We start from the raw sequence: 624 nt of genomic DNA on the forward strand, positions 1-624 counted from the left end.
ACAAGCTCGCCGTTCAGGCCAAACTGCAAGTCCGCCAGCGTGAAACCGGCGTTCCGCAGGTCGAGGTCATCGACCCGCAGCCGCTGACGCTGCTACCCGAGCCCGACCCCGGGGACCTGTTCTTCGATTTCGAAGGCGACCCGCTGTGGACCACCGATGGACGCCAGTGGGGCCTGGAATATCTCTTCGGTGTACTGGAAGCCGGACCGACAGGCAAGTTTCGCCCGTTGTGGGCGCACAACCGGGCCGACGAACGCAAGGCGCTGATCGACTTCTTGGCGCTGGTGGCCAGACGCCGCAAGCGCCGCCCCAACATGCACATCTACCACTACGCGCCCTACGAGAAGACGGCGTTGTTGCGACTCGCCGGACGTTACGGAGTCGGCGAGGACGAAGTCGACGAACTGCTGCGCAGCGGTACGCTGGTCGACCTTTACCCGTTGGTGCGCAGGAGCATTCGCACCGGCGCGGAGTCATTCAGCCTCAAGGCGCTGGAGCCGCTCTATATGGGGGCTCAGCTGCGCGTTGGTGACGTGACCACGGCCACCGGGTCGATGACCTCGACCTGCGGAACGCCGGTTTCACGCTGGCGGACTTGCAGTTTGGCCTGAACGGCGAGCTTGT

At 64.6% G+C, this 624-nt stretch carries 1 pseudogene; it reads left to right on the forward strand.

From position 1 onward, the window contains the following. Positions 1 to 563 (forward strand): annotated as a pseudogene (locus tag A5652_RS03990) (ribonuclease H-like domain-containing protein); the annotation flags it as partial. Positions 564 to 624: the final 61 nt, after the last annotated feature.

Source organism: Mycobacterium sp. 1165178.9 (genome assembly GCF_001673555.1).
Taxonomy (GTDB): domain Bacteria; phylum Actinomycetota; class Actinomycetes; order Mycobacteriales; family Mycobacteriaceae; genus Mycobacterium.